We start from the raw sequence: 16,384 nt of genomic DNA on the forward strand, positions 1-16,384 counted from the left end.
CCCGGCATCTCCGCATCCAGGCAGGGCGCCGCACAAGCCACCCCACCACTGCCGAACCGCTCCCCCTAAACCACCCCGCAAAAAATCCGTTTTGTTTTCGGCGGTTTATCGGCATGATCCGAGAATAGGGCGACGGTCTCGCCCGTTGATTGCCATATCGACCACGTAACCTCCCGCAATCCCCAGCGTGTGAAAGCCTCGTCCATGACGCTTGCCCGCCTCGTCGCCGCCAGCCTTCTTCTTGTCGCCAGCAGCCTGCCGGCGCGCGCCCAGGAGGACTACCCTTTCACCGGCGAATGGGAATGCGACGGCGCGCCCTTCGTCTTCACCGCCACGGCCTACAGCATCGGCGACGACACCTACGACGTCCAGGAGGTGCAGGAGGGGTCGGACGGCTCCTACACGCTGTTCCTCTCCGACGAGGTCTACATCTACCTGTCCGCGATCACCGCGGACACGCTCGATTTCTCCTCTTCCGAAAGCAGCCGTACGCTGAGCTGCCGCCGCTACTGACAGAAAGTGTTCCGATGAACCGCGCCCGCCTTCTCGCCCTTGCCCTTTGCCTCGGCATCGCCTCGCCTGCCCTTGCCGATACCTATGCGGCGATCAGCAACACGGCGATGGCCATTACCGGGGATATCGAGTTCGACGATTTCGGCATCACCTTCGAGAACGGCAAGCAGATCACCTTCGACGAACTTGTCGGCGATACGTTCGTGGTGGGCGGCGAGACGGTGGCAGCGTCGGTCTACAGCCTCAAGGAGGCATCGGATCCGGTCCTCAACAACGGCAACCGGCTGTGCGGCGAGCCCGTCACCTATGTCGCGTCCTGGGGCGATGCCGACACGACGACCGTCGCCGTCTTCGCAACGCAGGACATGCCGGAAAGCGACGCGCAGATGTGCGCGTCCTATACCTACGAGTAGGCGGCCGGTAGGCCGGGCACCGCCCGGCCCGCCGTGGTTCAGCAGGCGACCTGCAGCATATCCATCGGCCGGCGCTCCATACGGGCGAAGGCGGCGCGGATATATTCCGCGACGGCAAGCGCCGGCGTTTCCGCCTCCTCGTTGACGACGAGGCCGATCAGGTAATGACCGAGATCCGGCAGGCCGTCCTTCTCGCCGAGCGCCACCATGTCGTCCCCCACCAGGAAGCGCGCGAGTGGCGCAACCGCAAGGTCCGCCCGGATGGCGGCGCGCTGGCCCATGTGATGGGCGCAGAAATAGGCGACGCGGAAATCACGACCCGACCGGCTCAGCTCCTCGAGCGCCCGCGCCCGCCAGATGCAGCCTTCTTCCCAGACCGATACCGGCAGAGGGTTCTTCAGATGCGCATTGCCGCAATTCTTGCCGGCCCAGACGAGCTGCTCCTTGAGCAGGATTTCTCCGGGAACGGGAATGGTGCCGTCCGTGGCATTGAAGATGGCAAGGTCGAGCCGGCGTTCGGCGACGGCGCGGCGCAGATTGCCGCTCGTCTCGATCGATACATTGACGGCGATCGACGGATAGGTCTCGGCAAAGCGGCGCAGCACTTCCGGCAGGATGAGCTCGCCGACATCGTCAGGCGCACCGAGCCGCACCACGCCGTTCATTTCCGGCATCATGAAGCGTGACACCGCCTCGTTGCTGAGCGCGATCAGCCGGCGCGCATAGGACAGCAGCACTTCACCATGATGCGTCAGCACCACGGAACGCGCATCGCGGCGGAACAGCGTGCAGCCGAGCAGTTCCTCCAGCTTCTTGATCTGCATGGAAACAGCAGACGGCGTGCGGTGCACCGTTTCGGCGGCCGTGGTGAAATTGCCGGTCTCGGCGATCGCCACGAAGGTTCTGAGGATGTCGAGTTCCAGCAAGGGGAGCGTCTGGCGCATCAGTAGGTTCATGCCTACCTCCATGGATCAGAAAATCTGAAGCAAACTGTCACTTCATTTCGTTTGATTGAAAACCGAGATGGGCGGATAGTCAACCTCACAAGCCACCGAGTGGAAGGAAAAACGCCATGGATACGCAGAAATCGTACGCAGGCGGCGCCGATCTCGCCGTTGCGGTTCGTGGAAACGGATTTTACTACGCAATACGGCGCTTCGTGGGCGACGCGATAGAAGCCCGCCGCCGGCGCAATGCCGCCCGCCACACAGCCGAAGAACTGGCACAGCTGCCATCCTACCTCAAGGACGACATCAACTGGCCGGCCGCCATCAATCATGAAGAACGCTGATAAATCCAATCAAATATATTCGTTTGATTGATGCATAAGGTTGCGACATAGTCACGATCAAGGTCGCGACCTTTCGAAACCTCCCAAGCTCGAAAGGACCCTGAAATGGCAATAGCATTGGAACATCGTCCGGTACGGCGTGCGTCTGGCACCCGTCACACCGGCAACCTGTCTCATCCCCTCCGGGATGCCTTCGAACGGATCGTATCCGCCTGGCGGCGGTATCGCACCGAGCGGGAGCTGGAAGGCCTGTCCTTCGACCAGCGCAAGGATATCGGCTTCCGTTCGTGGGACAAGACGACACGATGACGGATGACTGTAGCGGCAATCCGCCGAAGAAAGACGACGCCGAACACCGCCGGAGCTGACCGTCAAACGTCCCTCCGGCGGTTTTCTTTTATAACATGCCGCGCCTCAGGGCCGCAGGATCGGCACCGCCGGCGCCACCGTTTCCGGCAGGACGCCCGTCACCCGCGGATCGTCGAAGACCTCCACCTGGCGCTTGACCGGCGTGAATCCCGAGCGAATGTAGAAGGACAGAGCCTGCGGCGCGTCGAGCGTGCAGGTATGCACCCAGAAGCGGCGGATCGGCGGATGCCCGTCCCGCGACCAGGCACGTGCGATCGCCCGGTTCATCAGCCAGCGCCCCGTTCCGTTGCCGATCGTCGCCGGCGTCAGGCCGAAGAAGGCAAGTTCGCAGACACCCTCCTCGCGAAAATCCAGTTCCAGCAGGCCCTCGCCCTGCCCGTCCTTCATCACGGCATAAACCTCGACGTCGGGATGATGGAGAATCGCCTTGAGATCGGCCTCCGCCATGGCGAGGCGCGAGGCCCAGAGCCATTCGGCACCGATGCGGCCATAGAGGTCGCGATACCAGGCGACCTCCGGCCGGGCGATGTGCTGGAGCACGATTCCAGCCTGTTCGGGATCGGCGCGTCCGGGTGGCGGTGCCCGCATTTCAAGACAGGTCACCACGGCAGCAAGCTTTCCAGCCGGCACGTCCGAATATCCATCTGGCAGCATCGATTTCACCTTGCAAGAGTTCACTCCCCTATGTCGCGTGGCGGGGACACTTGTCAAACGGAACGGCGCGGCCTCCTTGCATCGGCCCATGCTGTCGCAATCGGACGATGCCGGCGGCAGGGTCGCAAATGTGCAAGTGCGGAGGCAAAGACACAATTCCGCCGGAAGACACTGGCATTTCAGCGATACGCAGCGTGCCTCAGTCGTAACCATCCCTTTCGGTGTCGCAAAAATACTAGCGCACCTGCCGGCCTGCCTGCGACGATTGCGACATCGCGCCCCCAGCATGGACACTCCGATGAACAAGCAAAACGTCAAGAAGCGCTCTCTCGTTTTCTTCCTGGTGCCCAACTTCTCCATGCTGCCCTTCTCAGCGGCGATCGAGACCCTGCGCATCGCCAACCGCATGCTCGGCTACGAGGCCTATACTTGGCGCCTCGCCTCGACGGACGGCCAACAGGTTCTGTCCTCCAGCGGCATCGGCATCGAGGTGAATTCCTCGCTCACCGACGAGCGCAAGCACCTCGGCGGCGAGAGCCGCCCCTCCATGGTGCTGGTCTGTTCCGGCATCTATGTGGAGGATTTCTCCAACAAATCGGTCAATGCGTGGCTGCGTGAGGTCTACAACCGCGGCATCGCCGTCGGTTCGCTGTGCACCGGCGCCCATGTTCTCGCCCAGGCCGGCCTCCTCTCGGGCAAGCGCTGCGCCATCCACTGGGAAAACCTGCCGGGCTTTGCCGAGGCCTTTCCGCAGGTCGATGTCTACGCCGACCTCTACGAGATCGACGGCAACATCTATACCTGCGCGGGCGGCACTGCTTCGCTCGACATGATGCTGAACCTCATTGACCAGGATTTTGGCGAGAACCTCGTCAACCGCGTCTGCGAACAGGCGCTGACCGACCGCGTGCGCGGGCCGCACGACCGCCAGCGCCTGCCGCTGCGCGCCCGCCTCGGCGTGCAGAACGCCAAGGTTCTGTCGATCATCGAACTGATGGAAAGCAATCTCTCCGAGCCGCTGTCCCTGCTGGAGATCGCCGACAGCGCCGATCTCTCGCGCCGCCAGATCGAGCGCCTGTTCCGCCAGGAGATGGGCCGTTCGCCCGCCCGTTACTATCTCGAAATCCGGCTCGACCGCGCGCGCCATCTGCTGGTGCAGTCCTCGATGCCGGTGGTGGAGGTCGCGGTCGCCTGCGGCTTCGTTTCCGCCTCACACTTCTCCAAGTGTTATCGCGAACTCTACAACCGCTCGCCCCAGCAGGAACGTGCCGAGCGCAAGCTGACGCTTTCGGCCATCGCCCGCTGAACCGGAAAATGCTGGCTCCGGCCCCGCCTCGGCGTGGCTCAGCTTGCCAAGGCGCTCATCAGCGACAGCTCTGAGAAGACCCGGTTCCGGCCGGCATGCTTGGCCATGTAGAGGAACTGGTCGGCAGCGTTCAGGTAGTTGTCGAAGGTCTCCCGGCCGGAAATCGCCGCAAGGCCGGCGGAAACGGTGATCGTCAGGGGTTCGCCGTCCGCGTTGATCGGCTGGGCCGCCAGTTCCTGGCGAAGCCGCTCGCAGTAATCCAGCGCTTCCTCCAGCGGCAAGCCGTTGAAAATGATGCCGAACTCCTCGCCCCCGAGTCGCGCCAGAAGATGGCGATCGCCGACCCTGTGCTTGAGCCGGCGCGAGATGGCCTTCAGCACGATATCGCCGACCTCGTGGCCATAGGTGTCATTGAGGCGCTTGAAATGGTCGATGTCGAGGATGGCGATCGACATGGGTTCGCCCCGGCGCAGCGCCTGGTCGACGAGCCGTGGCCCCGCCTCGAAAAAGTAACGCCGGTTGTAGATGTCGGTGAGATAGTCCCGCGCCGCGATACGGTGCAGCGACTGCACGCGCTTCTGGATCGCGGCGACGTGGAAGATCCGGCTGTTGAACTCTTCGACAAGAAAGGGTTTCTGGATGTATTCATCGCCGCCGGCACGCAGGAAGCGGGCGGCGACCATGCGGTCCTCGGAGGTCGACAGGCCGACGACCCGCACGGCATCGTCGCCGTGGCGCTGGCGGATCTCGCCCAGGAGATCGAAACCGTTCATGTCGGAGAGCGCGAGATCACAGACCACCATGTCGATGCCGCCGTGCGAATCGAGCGCATCGAGCGCCGCCGCACCACTTTCGACCGCAATGATCTGGAAGCGCTGCTTGGCGATCAGGCTCACCTGCCGCTGCAGGCTTTCCGGATCGGAATCGACGACGAGCACCTGCGTCTTGCCGCTCGTCAGGATGCGGTCGACGGCCAGCACCAGCTGCTGGATCGCCGCCGGATTGTCCTTGACGACATAGTCGAGCACGTTCTTGGCGAGGATATGATCGCGGGTTGCATCGCTGAAGGAACCCGTGAAGACCAGCGGCGCGATCCCCTTCGAGATCACATAGTCGAGCGCTTCGCAGTTCGGCGCATCGGGAAGATTGAGGTCGAGCACGGCCAGCACGAATTCCGGCGCATCGCCCTGGAAGATCGCCCGGACGGCAGCCATGCTGGAGCAATGGGTAACGGCAAGCCCAAGCTCCCGCTCAAGCCTGTACCTGAGCGCGGTGGAGAACATGCGCGAGTCTTCCACAAGCAGCACCTGCTGGCCAGAATGGCGCAGAAATGCAGGCCCTCGCTGCGGATTTGGATCCACTCCCACGTCGTCCAGTACCCTGATGATGTTCCGGTCTGAAACGCATTACAAACCACCGGTTTTACCAACTGGTTAATCCGGAAAGAAATATCTTACGCTACGTAAGGGACATATCCGGGTGGATCACGGAAATGTCAGGAAAATCAGGCCGTAAGGCGCTGCTGAGCCGTCTTGATCTGGGTCAGTGTGTCCAGATTCTGATTAACGCGGCAGTAGAATTCCTCATCGATGAACGGACGCATGATGAAGTCGTTCCCGCCGGCCTTCAGGAAGCGCGCGGAAAGCAGGCGATCGGTCGAGGACGACACGCCGATGATGCGCAGCTTGTGCGATCCGATCGTACCGCGAATGCGCCGCGTCAGCTCGAAACCGTCGATGTCGGGCATGTTGTAGTCGGTGATCATCAGGCCGATATCGGGATTGGCTTTCAGCAGCGCAAGCGCAGCCGAGCCGTTCTCCGCTGTGCTGACGCGAAAATTGTAGCGCTTGAGGCGCGTCGTCAGCAGCGCCCGGGCCGTCGCGCTGTCATCGACGATCAGGACGTGGTGATTGTGATTGGTCAGGAAGCGGCAGACCGATTCGGCCAGCATATCGACGGCGAAGATGTTGTCCTTCAGGATATAATCGACGATTTCCTTGGAGAGCAGCTGGTCGCGCGTCTTCTGCTGAAACGTGCCGGTGAAGACGATCGTCGGAATGCTGAGATCGACGAGATAGTTCAACGCCTCGCCGTTCTCGGCGCCCGGCAGGTTGATGTTCGAGATCGCGAGCGTGATCTTGTCACTGGACTTGTCATAGGCAAGCTCCAGCTCCTCGAAGCTGCGGCATATCTCGACATCGATGTCGAAAAGTTCCTTCAGGCGCTTTGAGATCATGGATGTGAAGACATTCGAGTCCTCGGCAACAAGAATACGGTGATGCGAGAGAGACGCGCCGGAATACTGCATCCCGGAAATGCCGATAAATGCCATGATATGCCTTCGTGGTATGAATGTTCCCCAGGTTAAGACCTAGCGGCAACCCTTTGCGAAAGCGTTAAATTTAGAGGGCATCAAAAAGCGGGAAGCGATTCTCCGCCTCACCGCGCAAAACCCGTCGCCCTAAAGCAAAGCGGCGCGGTTCATCTTCCGCGCCGCAGCAAAGACCCATCCGGAAGCTTACTTGACCGAGGCCGAGCCGCCCTGGATCTCGACATTCTCGCCGCCGTTCAGCGCGATACGGTCGCCGTTCGGCAGGGTGACGAAACAGCCGGTCGGGCAGATCGTTTCCGTCGCTCCGGGCTCGAGCGCGACCTCCATACGGCTGCCGCCCTCGACGATGACGAGCACCTGGGTGTCACCGTCCTTGTTGGTCACCGAGGCAGCCATGGCCGGAGCGGACATCGCAGCCGATACCAGCAGCATCATGATCATTCGCTTCATCATTGCCCGGCGCCGCAGCGCCGCCCCTGTTTCACAAGCCCTGGAGGAACACTATCGCTCCTCGTCGGGATTTGCATGTGTTTTATGGGGAAACGGCTGAATGCAGCGTGAATGCGGCGTTCATGTGCCGCAAATCAGGCGCTCCGATCAGGTTTCGGGCACCTCGTCCGCGGTCTTGCCGCGCCGGCCCGCCACCTGCGGGCGCATCTTCTGCGTGGCCTGATCGAGCAGCGTGGTGATGAGATCGGCCCCTTCCGGCGAGATCTTGATCGGCACCTCCGCCGACGCCGGCGCGCCGATGGCGACGCCCTCGGTCCGGAACCGTTCGAGCACGGCGGCGCGCAGATCGGATTTCACGCCCGTGCCATTGAGGATATCCGCAAGGAAGGCACGGACCTCGAAATCCAGCGTCGAAGACGAAAAGGCCTGGAAGACCACCATCGGCTCCGGATTGCGCAAAAGCCCCAGCTGTGCACGCACGACCTCGACGAGGATTTCCTGCACCCTGCGCGGGTCGTTGCTGCCATGCACGCTGATCATCAGATCGACACGGCCGAGCTTGTTGCGATGCGTCCAGTTGCCGACCTGCCCGTTGATCAGCACCGAATTTGGCACGATCACCGTCTGGCGCTGGAAGGTCTCGATCTCGGTGGCACGTACGGAAATGCGGCGCACGAAGCCCTCGGTCGTGCCTGCCACCACCCAGTCGCCCACCTTGAACGGGCGTTCCGCCAGCAAAATGAGGCCCGAAACGAAGTTCGAGACGATGTTCTGCAGGCCGAAACCGATACCGAGCGAGAGGGCACCGGCGACGAGCGCGAGGCTGGACAGGTTGATACCTGCCGCCGATATGCCGACAAGGCCGGCCAGCGCCACGCCGGCATAGCCGACGGCGGTGCGTACGGAGTTGCGCACGCCCGCATCGACCTGACTGCGCGCCAGGACGTTGCCGTCCACCCATTTCTGGAACCAGCGCGTGATGACGAGGCCGGCGACGAAGAGCAGGATGCCCGCAAGGATGCCGATCAGCGAGATCGTGATGCTGCCGATACGAATCTCCGTGAAGATGCGGTAGGCCCAGGATTCGATGTCGGCGATCTGGAAGCCCCATTGCAGGAGAACCAGCGGCACGAAGAAGACGAAAATCAGCAGATAGATGCTCAGGCCCGCGGCAAGCCCCACCTGGTCGAGCGACACCTGCCCGAGGCCGAAGCGCGCTTCCAGCCGCTTGCCCACCGCCGTTTCGGCAAAGGCGTTGGGCGCGGAAACGGCGCGGCCGGAAAGGAAGCCGATATACATGGTTACGATGATCGCGCCGGTGACGACGATCTGCGTGGCGATGAAGCGCGCCATGCCGACATAGCCGAACAGCGAGGCGAAGATGAGCCCGAGACCGGTCAGCATCAGGAGGATGAAGATCGATCGCGGCCAGGGGCGCCCCTGCGAATCGGGCGTTTCCCCCTGGTGCAGCACCGGCTTGATGAAGGCAGTGACGACGAGCAACGCACCGATGACGATCGAGGCGAAGAAGCTCTTCACCACCGTTAGCACGACCGGAGAGCCCAGTGTTTCACTGATCGTGCCGAGGAAATAGTCGGCGCCGTTGACGAGGGCCATGCTGAAGATCAGCAGCCACAGAAGCTGCGCGCCACGATCGGAGACCCGCACCAGTCGCCAGTGGCCGTCGCCGGGCGACAGGACCGCATTGGCAAGCTGCGCCACGAAGAAGATCGCCACCATGACCCCAAGCGCCACCGACGCGATCGGCGCGATGTCGGAGCGCAGCACGTTGAACGTGTCGAGGAAGAAGTAGCTGGTACCGGCAAAGGCGCCGACGGCGATGCTCGGCAGGATCGTCGACCAGAAGGCGACGGAAAGCCGGGTGATATAGTGCGGCTTCTGCTGCTGCACGGCGCGCGTGATGAAGGGTGAGAACAGCCGGTAGCCGCCGGACAGCAACACCAGCGCCGCCATCAGGGAGAGCCCGACGGCGCCCAGAAGCTGCATGCGCTTGAACTTCCAGACGAACTGCAGCCAGGCCGTTACCGTACGCCCGAGCGTCGCCGTCTCGTTGCTGAGCGCACCGGTGGCCTCTGTGAAGAGCGCGGTGTTGACATCCGTACGCTTCAGGATCGCGTCGGTGAAAAGCTGCCGGCGGATTTCCGTGATACGGTTGGAGAGCTTCGTCGCCTCGATGGAAAGGTTCTCCGCCTCCCCGGTCAACGCATTGATCTCGTTGCGCTCCCCGGCAAGCTTCTTGCGCTCCTCCACCACGACGGCAGCTTCGGCCGGTGCCCCCTCGGCCGGTGGATCGCCCAGCTCGGTCTGGCGCGCCTTGATCGCCTCCAGCCGCGGCCGCGTCGCGACGGAGATGGCAAGGATCGTCCGGTTCAGCGCCTCGGCCTCGACCTTCAGTTCGACGAGCCGCGCATCGTCGTCCTTGAAACGGTCCACCCGCTCGCGAATCGCATTGAGCTGACCGGCTGCACGATCGAGGTCGTTGCTCGCCTGCTCGAGCTGGGTCGCATCGACAATGGCGGGCGCGGCGGGCGTCTGCGCGCGGGCGGGCACCGCCGCGAGCAGGAGAACGGTGAAAAGGACGGAAAGAAGGCGGAAGGTCGGCAACAGGCCATCCTCAATTGAACGGAAACAGACGACGCAGCGCAGGCATGCGATTGCGCCCCTTCTACCCACGAATGCGGCCATTTTAAACCGGCCCGCCCGCGATGCTAGAATCCGGCACCCGGCTCGGCGAGATAGGCCTCCTCCTCCCGCGTGGAGACGCGGCCGAGGAAAGCGTTGCGATGCGGAAAGCGGCCATATTCAGCAATGACGTCCCGGTGGCGGACGGCATAGTCGAGATACATCTCGTCGCCATGCGCCTCGAACAGTTCGACGGAGAGGTCCTGGTCGGCCAGCGCTTCGGAATGCTCGAGCGGCATATAGAAGAAATGGCGCCGGTCATAGGGAACCGCCTTGTCGGCGCCCGCCTCCAGCGCAAGGCGCGCTTCGCGCCGGGCGATCCAGTCGGTGGCGAAGGCCAACGGCGAGGCGCGGTACATATTGCGGGGAAACTGATCGAGAACGATGATGGCGGCAAGCCGCGCCTCCGGGCTCGCCCGCCATAACGCCGTCACCGTCTGCGAGAGGGCGAAATGCGTCTCGACGAAGGTTTCGCGCACATGCGCGTCGAGCCCCGGCGTCGATTGCCACCAGTCCTTTGCCGTCAGCGTCTCGCACCAGAAGTCGACGACCTCCTGCGGTGTCCTGATCCTGTTCTCGCTCATGCCGTCTGTCTCCGTTCGTCTTCGCCGCAATATGGCGGGGTGCGCCCGGGTTGCAAGGGGGCGGCGTTAGCAAAGCGTTTGCCCTTTTCGTGAGCGCCGCCTTTACCTCGCCCGCGCTAGCCTGCGCACACGCGACGAAAGCAGGGCCAACAATGCTGAAATTCACCGGTCTTTCCACCTCCGCCTACCGGAAGACGGGTTTCGACCTGCTGCTCGCCCTGGAGGGCTCGACGCGGCGCGCCTATCTCGACACGGCGGCCGATCCGGCGCCGACGATCGGCATCGGCTTCAACTTGCGCTACAATCTCGAACCCGTGCTGAAGGCAATCGCCGGCAGCGGCTGGAGCACGGCGCTGCAGGCCAAATTGAAGGCCGTCATCGACCAGAGCTATTCCAGGGGAGAGACCGCACTGCTCAACGGCCGGCTCGACAAGGTCATGGCCGACTGGAATGCGACGCGCGATCCAGCCGTGCCGAAAACCTTCGCCTTCTCGTCCGATGCCGAAATCCAGGCGGCGCTGACCGCGCTTTCGCCTCGCTACGAGAGGGCGATCGACACGTGGCTCGCCGGCATTCCCAATTCCACCGAGCGCGCCGTACTCTTCAGCATGGCCTACAACGCACCGTCCCTGCTCGGGCCGAAGCTGAAGGCTGCCATCCTGGCCGGCGACCGGGCGGAGGCCTGGTACGAGATCCGCTACAATTCCAATGGCAGCGGCCATGCCGGCATCGCCAACCGGCGTTATGTCGAGGCCGAACAATTCAAGCTCTTCGCCAGGGAGGGCACGGCAACGACCGAGGAAGCGCTCGATACGGGCCGCATGTATGCCGCGCACCGGGAAAAGATTCTCTCCTATGAAGGCCGCTTCGATGCCGATACCGCCGGCCGCATCAAGGGATTTTCGGGCATCGACGCGATCTTCGAGGAATATGCCCCCGCCATCGTCAGGCTGAAGGCCGCCTATGGCATAGCCAAGGGTATGGCGCTGGAGGAACTGCAGGTCGCCTCCGCCACTCTCCGCAATCTCTCGGGCGACGGGACGGCCCACGACACGGCCTCCAACGATGCCGATCTCCTTGTTGGATCCTCGCACGCCAACACGCTTTCCGGCGGCCGCGGCAACGACGCGCTGGTCGGCCTTGCCGGAAATGACAGGCTCGATGGCGGTGCGGGAAACGACTGGCTGAGCGGCGGCACCGGCGCGGACATGCTGACGGGCGGCGCTGGCGCCGACACCTTCGTCTTCCACAGCGCCGCCGATATCGGCCTTGCGACACGCGACCGCATCGCGGATTTCGAGCCCGGCCGCGACCGCATCGACCTTTCGGCCATCGACGCCAACGGCTCTGAGGCGGGCCACAGCTTCACCCTTCTTGCGCGGGGCAAGTCCTTCACGGGCGAGGCCGGCGAGTTGCGCTGGCATACGACGACAGCGAAGGGCAAGGCCGTCACCATCGTCGAAGGGGATATCGACGGCGACAAGACCGCCGATTTCCGCCTCGACCTCGACGGCAAGCTGGCACTGAGCAAGGGCGACTTCCTGCTCTGACAATCGCTCGCCACCGCAGCGGACGCAAAACCGCCTTGCAGCTTTGCCACAGCGTCACACCGGCGCCGCTTTTTCATTGAAACACTGCAATGGCCGGCGCTCAAACGCGGGTGCACCGGAAGGCGCGCTGCAGCGAATCTACGGGACGCAAACACGAGCCGAGGCGAGCAACCTGTTCCCCAGGGAACAGCGCGGCGCAGATGGTGCAATAAAACAACGGTTCACCCCGCCGATCGCATGGAACCCCGGCCGCCGGCGGCACGACCATAACGCCCAACCTGCACAGTTCATTCGATGACGAACGAAATTTTGACCATGGGTCTGCTGTTGTGCGCCGGGCATTGGCTCGCCGACTATCCCCTGCAATCCGACTTCCTGGTGAGGGCCAAGGTCGAGGGCCCCCTGCGGGCCTATCATCTCATCGCCCATGCCGGCATCCACGGCGCCGTGGTGCTGCTGGTGACGGGAAGCGCCCTGCTCGGCCTTGCCGAATGGGTCGTGCATGTCGTGATCGACGAGGCGAAGATCCGCGGGAAGATCAGCTTTGGGCAGGACCAGACCCTGCACCTGCTGTGCAAGCTCATCTGGCTGATCATCAGCGTGGTGCTGATCATGCCGTGAAGGGACGGGATCCCGTTCCGCGCCCATTCACCCCTGCTTCTTCAGGCCGGCATCGCGCACGATTTCCGCGATCGTGGCGAACTGGGCCGAAAGTGGATTGCTCTTGCGCCAGACCATGCCGATCGTTCGTGTCGGCCGGGGCTCGGCCAGCGACGATATGCAGACCGAGGCGGACCGGGTTTCCGTATCGACGGCCATCTGCGGAATAAGCGTCACGCCGATGCCCGCCCCGACCATCTGCACCAGCGTCGACAGCGAGCTTCCCTCCATCAGGTCACGCACCGACGACGCCCCGATATTGCAGACTGAAAGGGCCTGGTCGCGGAAGCAATGCCCCTCCTCCAGCAGCAGCAGCCGCATTTCATGGAGCCGGTCGGAACTCGGCACCGGCTTTCCGGCGTCCTCCAGAGGACGCACCAGCACGAACTCCTCGTCGAAGAGCGCGATTTCCTTGAGGGCCGGCTCCGAAATCGGCAGGGCGACGATGGCCGCGTCGAGCTTGGCTTCCGTCAGGTCCTCGATCAGCCGCTGCGTGATCGCCTCGCGCGGCCGGGGATCGATGCCGGGATAGAGCGTCGCCAGCGCCTTGATGATGTCGGGCAGAAGATAGGGCGCGACCGTCGGGATGACGCCGAGACGGAGGCGGCCGGCAATCGGCCCATGCGCTGCCCGGCCGAGATCCTCCAATTCGTCAACCGAACGCAGGATCGCCCGCGTCCGCTCGGCAAATTCCTCGCCCAGCCCCGTCAGCCGGATGCGCCGCCCGCCGCGCTCGACGAGCGGCACGCCCACCAGGTCCTCCAGCTCGCGGATCTGCACGGAGAGCGCCGGCTGCGATATCGCGCAGCTCTCCGCCGCCCGGCCGAAATGACCGATGCGGGCAAGCGCCTCGAAATAACGCAAATGTTTCATGGTCAGGCCATTCATAACCTGAGCATATCGGAGCATTTAGTTTTTACAATTGGAGTTTATGACTGGCCTTTGCTACGCCTTGGCAACCCGGAAGACGCTTCGCTGCGGCGCCGACCCAAGAGGCGCGCCTGCAAGTACCCTTCCGGTGTCCTGTCGAATCAAGAAAATCCGTTGGAGGACCAAATGGATACGAAGACGACGACGACCGGCAAGTGTCCGGTCATGCACGGCGGCGCCACCGCCCTCAACAATTCCGTCATGGAATGGTGGCCCAACGCGCTCAACCTCGACATCCTGCACCAGCACGACGCGAAGACCAATCCGCTGGGCAAGGGCTTCAACTACCGCGAAGAACTCAAGAAGCTGGACGTGGAAGCGCTGAAGGCGGACCTGCGCGCCCTGATGACCGACAGCCAGGAATGGTGGCCGGCCGACTGGGGCAGCTATGTCGGCATGATGGCGCGCGTCACCTGGCATGCCGCCGGCTCCTATCGCGCCGCGGACGGCCGCGGCGGCGCCAACACCGGCAACCAGCGTTTCGCCCCGCTTAACTCCTGGCCGGACAACGTCAACACCGACAAGGGCCGCCGCCTGCTCTGGCCGGTCAAGAAGAAGTACGGCAACAAGATCTCCTGGGCCGACCTGATCGCGCTCGCCGGCACCATCGCCTATGACGTCGCGGGCCTGAAGACCTTCGGCTTCGCCTTCGGCCGCGAAGACATCTGGGCGCCGGAAAAGGACGTCTACTGGGGTGACGAAAAGCAGTGGCTCGCCCCGAGCGACGGCCGCTATGGCGACGTCTCCAAGCCAGAGACGCTGGAAAACCCGCTCGCCGCCGTGCAGATGGGTCTCATCTACGTCAATCCGGAAGGCGTGAACGGCAAGTCCGATCCGCTGGCGACGGCCGCGCAGATGCGCGAGACCTTCGCCCGCATGGGCATGGACGACGAGGAAACCGTCGCGCTGACCGCCGGCGGCCACACGATCGGCAAGTCGCACGGCAATGGCAACGCGGGTGATCTCAGCGCGGATCCGGAAGCCGCCGGCCCGGAATTCCAGGGCCTTGGCTGGATGAACACGAAGGGCCGCGGCATCGGCCGCAACACGGTCGTCTCCGGCATCGAAGGTGCCTGGACCTCCGAACCGACGAAGTGGGACAACGGCTTCTTCGAAATGCTGTTCAAGCACGAGTGGACGCTGACCCACAGCCCCGCCGGTGCGTCCCAGTGGGCGCCGATCACCATCGCCGAGGAAGACAAGCCGGTCGACGTGGAGGATTCCTCCATCCGCACCATCCCGATGATGACGGACGCGGACATGGCGCTCAAGGTGGACCCGATCTACCGCGAGATCTCGCTGCGCTTCAAGAACGACTTCGCCGCCTTCTCCGATGCCTTCGCCCGCGCCTGGTTCAAGCTGACCCACCGCGACATGGGCCCGAAGTCGCGTTACTTCGGCCCGGATGTGCCGGCGGAAGAGCTCGTCTGGCAGGATCCGATCCCGGCCGGCCGCACGGACTATGACGTCGCTGCCGTCAAGGCGAAGATCGCCGCCTCCGGCCTTCCGGCCGCAGATCTCGTCGCCACCGCCTGGGACAGCGCCCGCACCTTCCGCGGTTCCGACTTCCGTGGCGGCGCGAACGGCGCCCGCATCCGCCTTGCTCCGCAGAAGGACTGGGAAGGCAACGAGCCGGCGCGTCTCGCCCGGGTCCTCGCCGTCCTGGAGCCGATTGCGGCCGCGTCGGGCGCAAGCCTTGCGGACGTCATCGTTCTCGCCGGCAACTGGGGTGTCGAGCAGGCGGCGAAGGCCGCAGGCGTCGACGTCACGGTGCCCTTCGCACCGGGTCGCGGCGATGCGACGGCCGAGCAGACCGATGCGGACGGCTTTGCCCCGCTCGAACCGCTCGCCGACGGTTTCCGCAACTGGCAGAAGAAGGACTATGTGGTGAGCCCGGAAGAGCTGCTGCTCGACCGCGCCCAGCTCATGGGCCTGACGGCGCCGGAAATGACGGCGCTCGTCGGCGGCCTCCGCGTCATCGGCACCAATCATGCCGGCACCGCTCATGGCGTGTTCACCGACAAGGTCGGCGCACTGACGACGGACTTCTTCGTCACGCTTACCGACATGGGTTATTCGTGGGTTCCGACGGGCAACAACCTGTACGAGATCCGCGACCGCAAGACGGGTGCCGCCAAGTATACCGCGACGCGCGTCGACCTCGTCTTCGGCTCGAACTCGATCCTGCGCGCCTATGCGGAGGTCTATGCTCAGGACGACAACAAGGAGAAGTTCGTGAAGGACTTCGTTGCCGCCTGGGTCAAGGTCATGAACGCCGACCGCTTCGATCTGGCCGCCTGACCAAAAGACCAGCCCGGTATCCGGGAGCGACGCATATCCCTTCCCCCGCTTCGGCGGGGGAAGGCCTGCCGAAAGGCCCAATCGGCCTTGGCACCGTCGAACTACGAGGGATCTGCTGTTCCCTTGTAAGCCCTATCCGCGGATTTGGGCTTACGGCCAGACGGCGCTTTTCCGGCGTGCTCGCGGGCATGGGCCTCCGGTCCGGCAACGATCACGCCCGGTTTCTTTTCTTCCCGGCGCTTGTCTTCCTTCGACCTGGCAACGTCAGAGATCTTGTCCATGGCTTGCTGTTCTCCGTTGAACGATCAGAGGCCTAACGAAGCCGCCG

17 protein-coding genes are annotated in these 16,384 nt (G+C 63.5%); 8 read left to right on the plus strand and 9 right to left on the minus strand.

What is annotated here, in order from left to right; genetic code table 11:
* Positions 1-204 precede the first annotated feature (204 nt).
* Together AKG11_RS06355 and AKG11_RS06360 are read left to right on the plus strand one after the other, a co-directional pair.
* Positions 205-513, plus strand: a complete 309-nt coding sequence (locus AKG11_RS06355) for a hypothetical protein (protein WP_050743301.1) — start codon at positions 205-207, stop codon at positions 511-513.
* 14 nt (positions 514-527) lie between these two features.
* Positions 528-926 carry a hypothetical protein gene (locus AKG11_RS06360; RefSeq protein ID WP_245290145.1) on the plus strand — a complete coding sequence of 133 codons (399 nt, stop codon included), beginning with the start codon at positions 528-530 and terminating at the stop codon, positions 924-926.
* A gap of 38 nt (positions 927-964) precedes the next feature.
* Here AKG11_RS06360 and AKG11_RS06365 read toward each other — a convergent pair whose 3' ends face one another.
* Complete coding sequence (locus AKG11_RS06365) at positions 965-1,882, minus strand: LysR family transcriptional regulator (RefSeq protein ID WP_023517077.1); 918 nt, start codon at positions 1,880-1,882, stop codon at positions 965-967.
* A gap of 116 nt (positions 1,883-1,998) precedes the next feature.
* On the opposite strand from AKG11_RS06365, the gene AKG11_RS06370 reads away from it, so the two are divergent.
* On the plus strand, positions 1,999-2,217 hold the full coding sequence (locus tag AKG11_RS06370) for a hypothetical protein (protein ID WP_050743302.1): 219 nt from the start codon (positions 1,999-2,001) through the stop codon (positions 2,215-2,217).
* Positions 2,218-2,322: 105 nt separating this feature from the next.
* Positions 2,323-2,526 (plus strand): hypothetical protein, encoded by a 204-nt coding sequence (locus tag AKG11_RS06375; RefSeq protein WP_023516964.1) that lies wholly within the window; start codon positions 2,323-2,325, stop codon positions 2,524-2,526.
* Positions 2,527-2,631: 105 nt separating this feature from the next.
* Here the strand turns inward: AKG11_RS06375 and AKG11_RS06380 are convergent, their stop codons facing one another.
* On the minus strand, positions 2,632-3,240 hold the full coding sequence (locus AKG11_RS06380; protein ID WP_050743303.1) for a GNAT family N-acetyltransferase: 609 nt from the start codon (positions 3,238-3,240) through the stop codon (positions 2,632-2,634).
* Positions 3,241-3,538: 298 nt separating this feature from the next.
* Here AKG11_RS06380 and AKG11_RS06385 point away from each other — a divergent pair, with 298 nt between their 5' ends.
* Positions 3,539-4,546, plus strand: coding sequence for a GlxA family transcriptional regulator (locus AKG11_RS06385; RefSeq protein ID WP_023516966.1), 1,008 nt, complete (start codon positions 3,539-3,541; stop codon positions 4,544-4,546).
* A 38-nt stretch (positions 4,547-4,584) separates the two neighbouring features.
* Here AKG11_RS06385 and AKG11_RS06390 read toward each other — a convergent pair whose 3' ends face one another.
* The 5 genes from AKG11_RS06390 to AKG11_RS06410 all read right to left on the minus strand — a co-directional run bounded on the left by AKG11_RS06390 (position 4,585) and on the right by AKG11_RS06410 (position 10,615).
* Entirely contained in the window at positions 4,585-5,829 is a 1,245-nt protein-coding gene (locus AKG11_RS06390; protein WP_024271528.1) for a GGDEF domain-containing response regulator, read from the minus strand.
* Positions 5,830-6,050: 221 nt separating this feature from the next.
* Positions 6,051-6,878: a response regulator gene (locus AKG11_RS06395; protein WP_024271529.1), complete on the minus strand. Its 828-nt coding sequence runs from the start codon at positions 6,876-6,878 to the stop codon at positions 6,051-6,053.
* A gap of 186 nt (positions 6,879-7,064) precedes the next feature.
* Positions 7,065-7,328 (minus strand): hypothetical protein, encoded by a 264-nt coding sequence (locus AKG11_RS06400; RefSeq protein WP_037409439.1) that lies wholly within the window; start codon positions 7,326-7,328, stop codon positions 7,065-7,067.
* A 147-nt stretch (positions 7,329-7,475) separates the two neighbouring features.
* Complete coding sequence (locus AKG11_RS06405; RefSeq protein WP_371260040.1) at positions 7,476-9,953, minus strand: mechanosensitive ion channel family protein; 2,478 nt, start codon at positions 9,951-9,953, stop codon at positions 7,476-7,478.
* A 104-nt stretch (positions 9,954-10,057) separates the two neighbouring features.
* Positions 10,058-10,615 (minus strand): DUF924 family protein, encoded by a 558-nt coding sequence (locus AKG11_RS06410; RefSeq protein WP_050743305.1) that lies wholly within the window; start codon positions 10,613-10,615, stop codon positions 10,058-10,060.
* A gap of 152 nt (positions 10,616-10,767) precedes the next feature.
* Between AKG11_RS06410 and AKG11_RS35780 the strand changes: the two genes are divergently transcribed.
* Together AKG11_RS35780 and AKG11_RS06420 are read left to right on the plus strand one after the other, a co-directional pair.
* Positions 10,768-12,165: a M10 family metallopeptidase C-terminal domain-containing protein gene (locus tag AKG11_RS35780; RefSeq protein WP_050743306.1), complete on the plus strand. Its 1,398-nt coding sequence runs from the start codon at positions 10,768-10,770 to the stop codon at positions 12,163-12,165.
* A 315-nt stretch (positions 12,166-12,480) separates the two neighbouring features.
* A complete protein-coding gene (locus AKG11_RS06420; RefSeq protein ID WP_050743307.1) occupies positions 12,481-12,786 on the plus strand; it encodes a DUF3307 domain-containing protein in 306 nt (101 codons plus the stop codon).
* A gap of 27 nt (positions 12,787-12,813) precedes the next feature.
* Here AKG11_RS06420 and AKG11_RS06425 read toward each other — a convergent pair whose 3' ends face one another.
* Positions 12,814-13,713 carry a hydrogen peroxide-inducible genes activator gene (locus AKG11_RS06425; protein ID WP_023514135.1) on the minus strand — a complete coding sequence of 300 codons (900 nt, stop codon included), beginning with the start codon at positions 13,711-13,713 and terminating at the stop codon, positions 12,814-12,816.
* 168 nt (positions 13,714-13,881) lie between these two features.
* On the opposite strand from AKG11_RS06425, the gene katG reads away from it, so the two are divergent.
* Positions 13,882-16,056, plus strand: coding sequence for a catalase/peroxidase HPI (gene katG / locus AKG11_RS06430; protein WP_050743308.1), 2,175 nt, complete (start codon positions 13,882-13,884; stop codon positions 16,054-16,056).
* A 101-nt stretch (positions 16,057-16,157) separates the two neighbouring features.
* Here katG and AKG11_RS06435 read toward each other — a convergent pair whose 3' ends face one another.
* Positions 16,158-16,337: a hypothetical protein gene (locus AKG11_RS06435; RefSeq protein WP_050743309.1), complete on the minus strand. Its 180-nt coding sequence runs from the start codon at positions 16,335-16,337 to the stop codon at positions 16,158-16,160.
* Between the last annotated feature and the right edge of the window lie 47 nt (positions 16,338-16,384).

Source organism: Shinella sp. SUS2 (assembly GCF_001262505.1).
Classification (GTDB): Bacteria; Pseudomonadota; Alphaproteobacteria; order Rhizobiales; family Rhizobiaceae; genus Shinella.

Excerpts from the sequence above, each read along its gene's own strand:
- AKG11_RS06355 (WP_050743301.1), top strand. The coding sequence starts at position 205 with ATGACGCTTGCCCGCCTCGTCGCCGCCAGCCTTCTTCTTGTCGCCAGC.
- AKG11_RS06360 (WP_245290145.1), top strand. The coding sequence starts at position 528 with ATGAACCGCGCCCGCCTTCTCGCCCTTGCCCTTTGCCTCGGCATCGCC.
- AKG11_RS06365 (WP_023517077.1), bottom strand. The coding sequence starts at position 1,882 with ATGAACCTACTGATGCGCCAGACGCTCCCCTTGCTGGAACTCGACATC.
- AKG11_RS06370 (WP_050743302.1), top strand. The coding sequence starts at position 1,999 with ATGGATACGCAGAAATCGTACGCAGGCGGCGCCGATCTCGCCGTTGCG.
- AKG11_RS06375 (WP_023516964.1), top strand. The coding sequence starts at position 2,323 with ATGGCAATAGCATTGGAACATCGTCCGGTACGGCGTGCGTCTGGCACC.
- AKG11_RS06380 (WP_050743303.1), bottom strand. The coding sequence starts at position 3,240 with ATGCTGCCAGATGGATATTCGGACGTGCCGGCTGGAAAGCTTGCTGCC.
- AKG11_RS06385 (WP_023516966.1), top strand. The coding sequence starts at position 3,539 with ATGAACAAGCAAAACGTCAAGAAGCGCTCTCTCGTTTTCTTCCTGGTG.
- AKG11_RS06390 (WP_024271528.1), bottom strand. The coding sequence starts at position 5,829 with ATGTTCTCCACCGCGCTCAGGTACAGGCTTGAGCGGGAGCTTGGGCTT.
- AKG11_RS06395 (WP_024271529.1), bottom strand. The coding sequence starts at position 6,878 with ATGGCATTTATCGGCATTTCCGGGATGCAGTATTCCGGCGCGTCTCTC.
- AKG11_RS06400 (WP_037409439.1), bottom strand. The coding sequence starts at position 7,328 with ATGAAGCGAATGATCATGATGCTGCTGGTATCGGCTGCGATGTCCGCT.
- AKG11_RS06410 (WP_050743305.1), bottom strand. The coding sequence starts at position 10,615 with ATGAGCGAGAACAGGATCAGGACACCGCAGGAGGTCGTCGACTTCTGG.
- AKG11_RS35780 (WP_050743306.1), top strand. The coding sequence starts at position 10,768 with ATGCTGAAATTCACCGGTCTTTCCACCTCCGCCTACCGGAAGACGGGT.
- AKG11_RS06420 (WP_050743307.1), top strand. The coding sequence starts at position 12,481 with ATGGGTCTGCTGTTGTGCGCCGGGCATTGGCTCGCCGACTATCCCCTG.
- AKG11_RS06425 (WP_023514135.1), bottom strand. The coding sequence starts at position 13,713 with ATGAATGGCCTGACCATGAAACATTTGCGTTATTTCGAGGCGCTTGCC.
- katG (WP_050743308.1), top strand. The coding sequence starts at position 13,882 with ATGGATACGAAGACGACGACGACCGGCAAGTGTCCGGTCATGCACGGC.
- AKG11_RS06435 (WP_050743309.1), bottom strand. The coding sequence starts at position 16,337 with ATGGACAAGATCTCTGACGTTGCCAGGTCGAAGGAAGACAAGCGCCGG.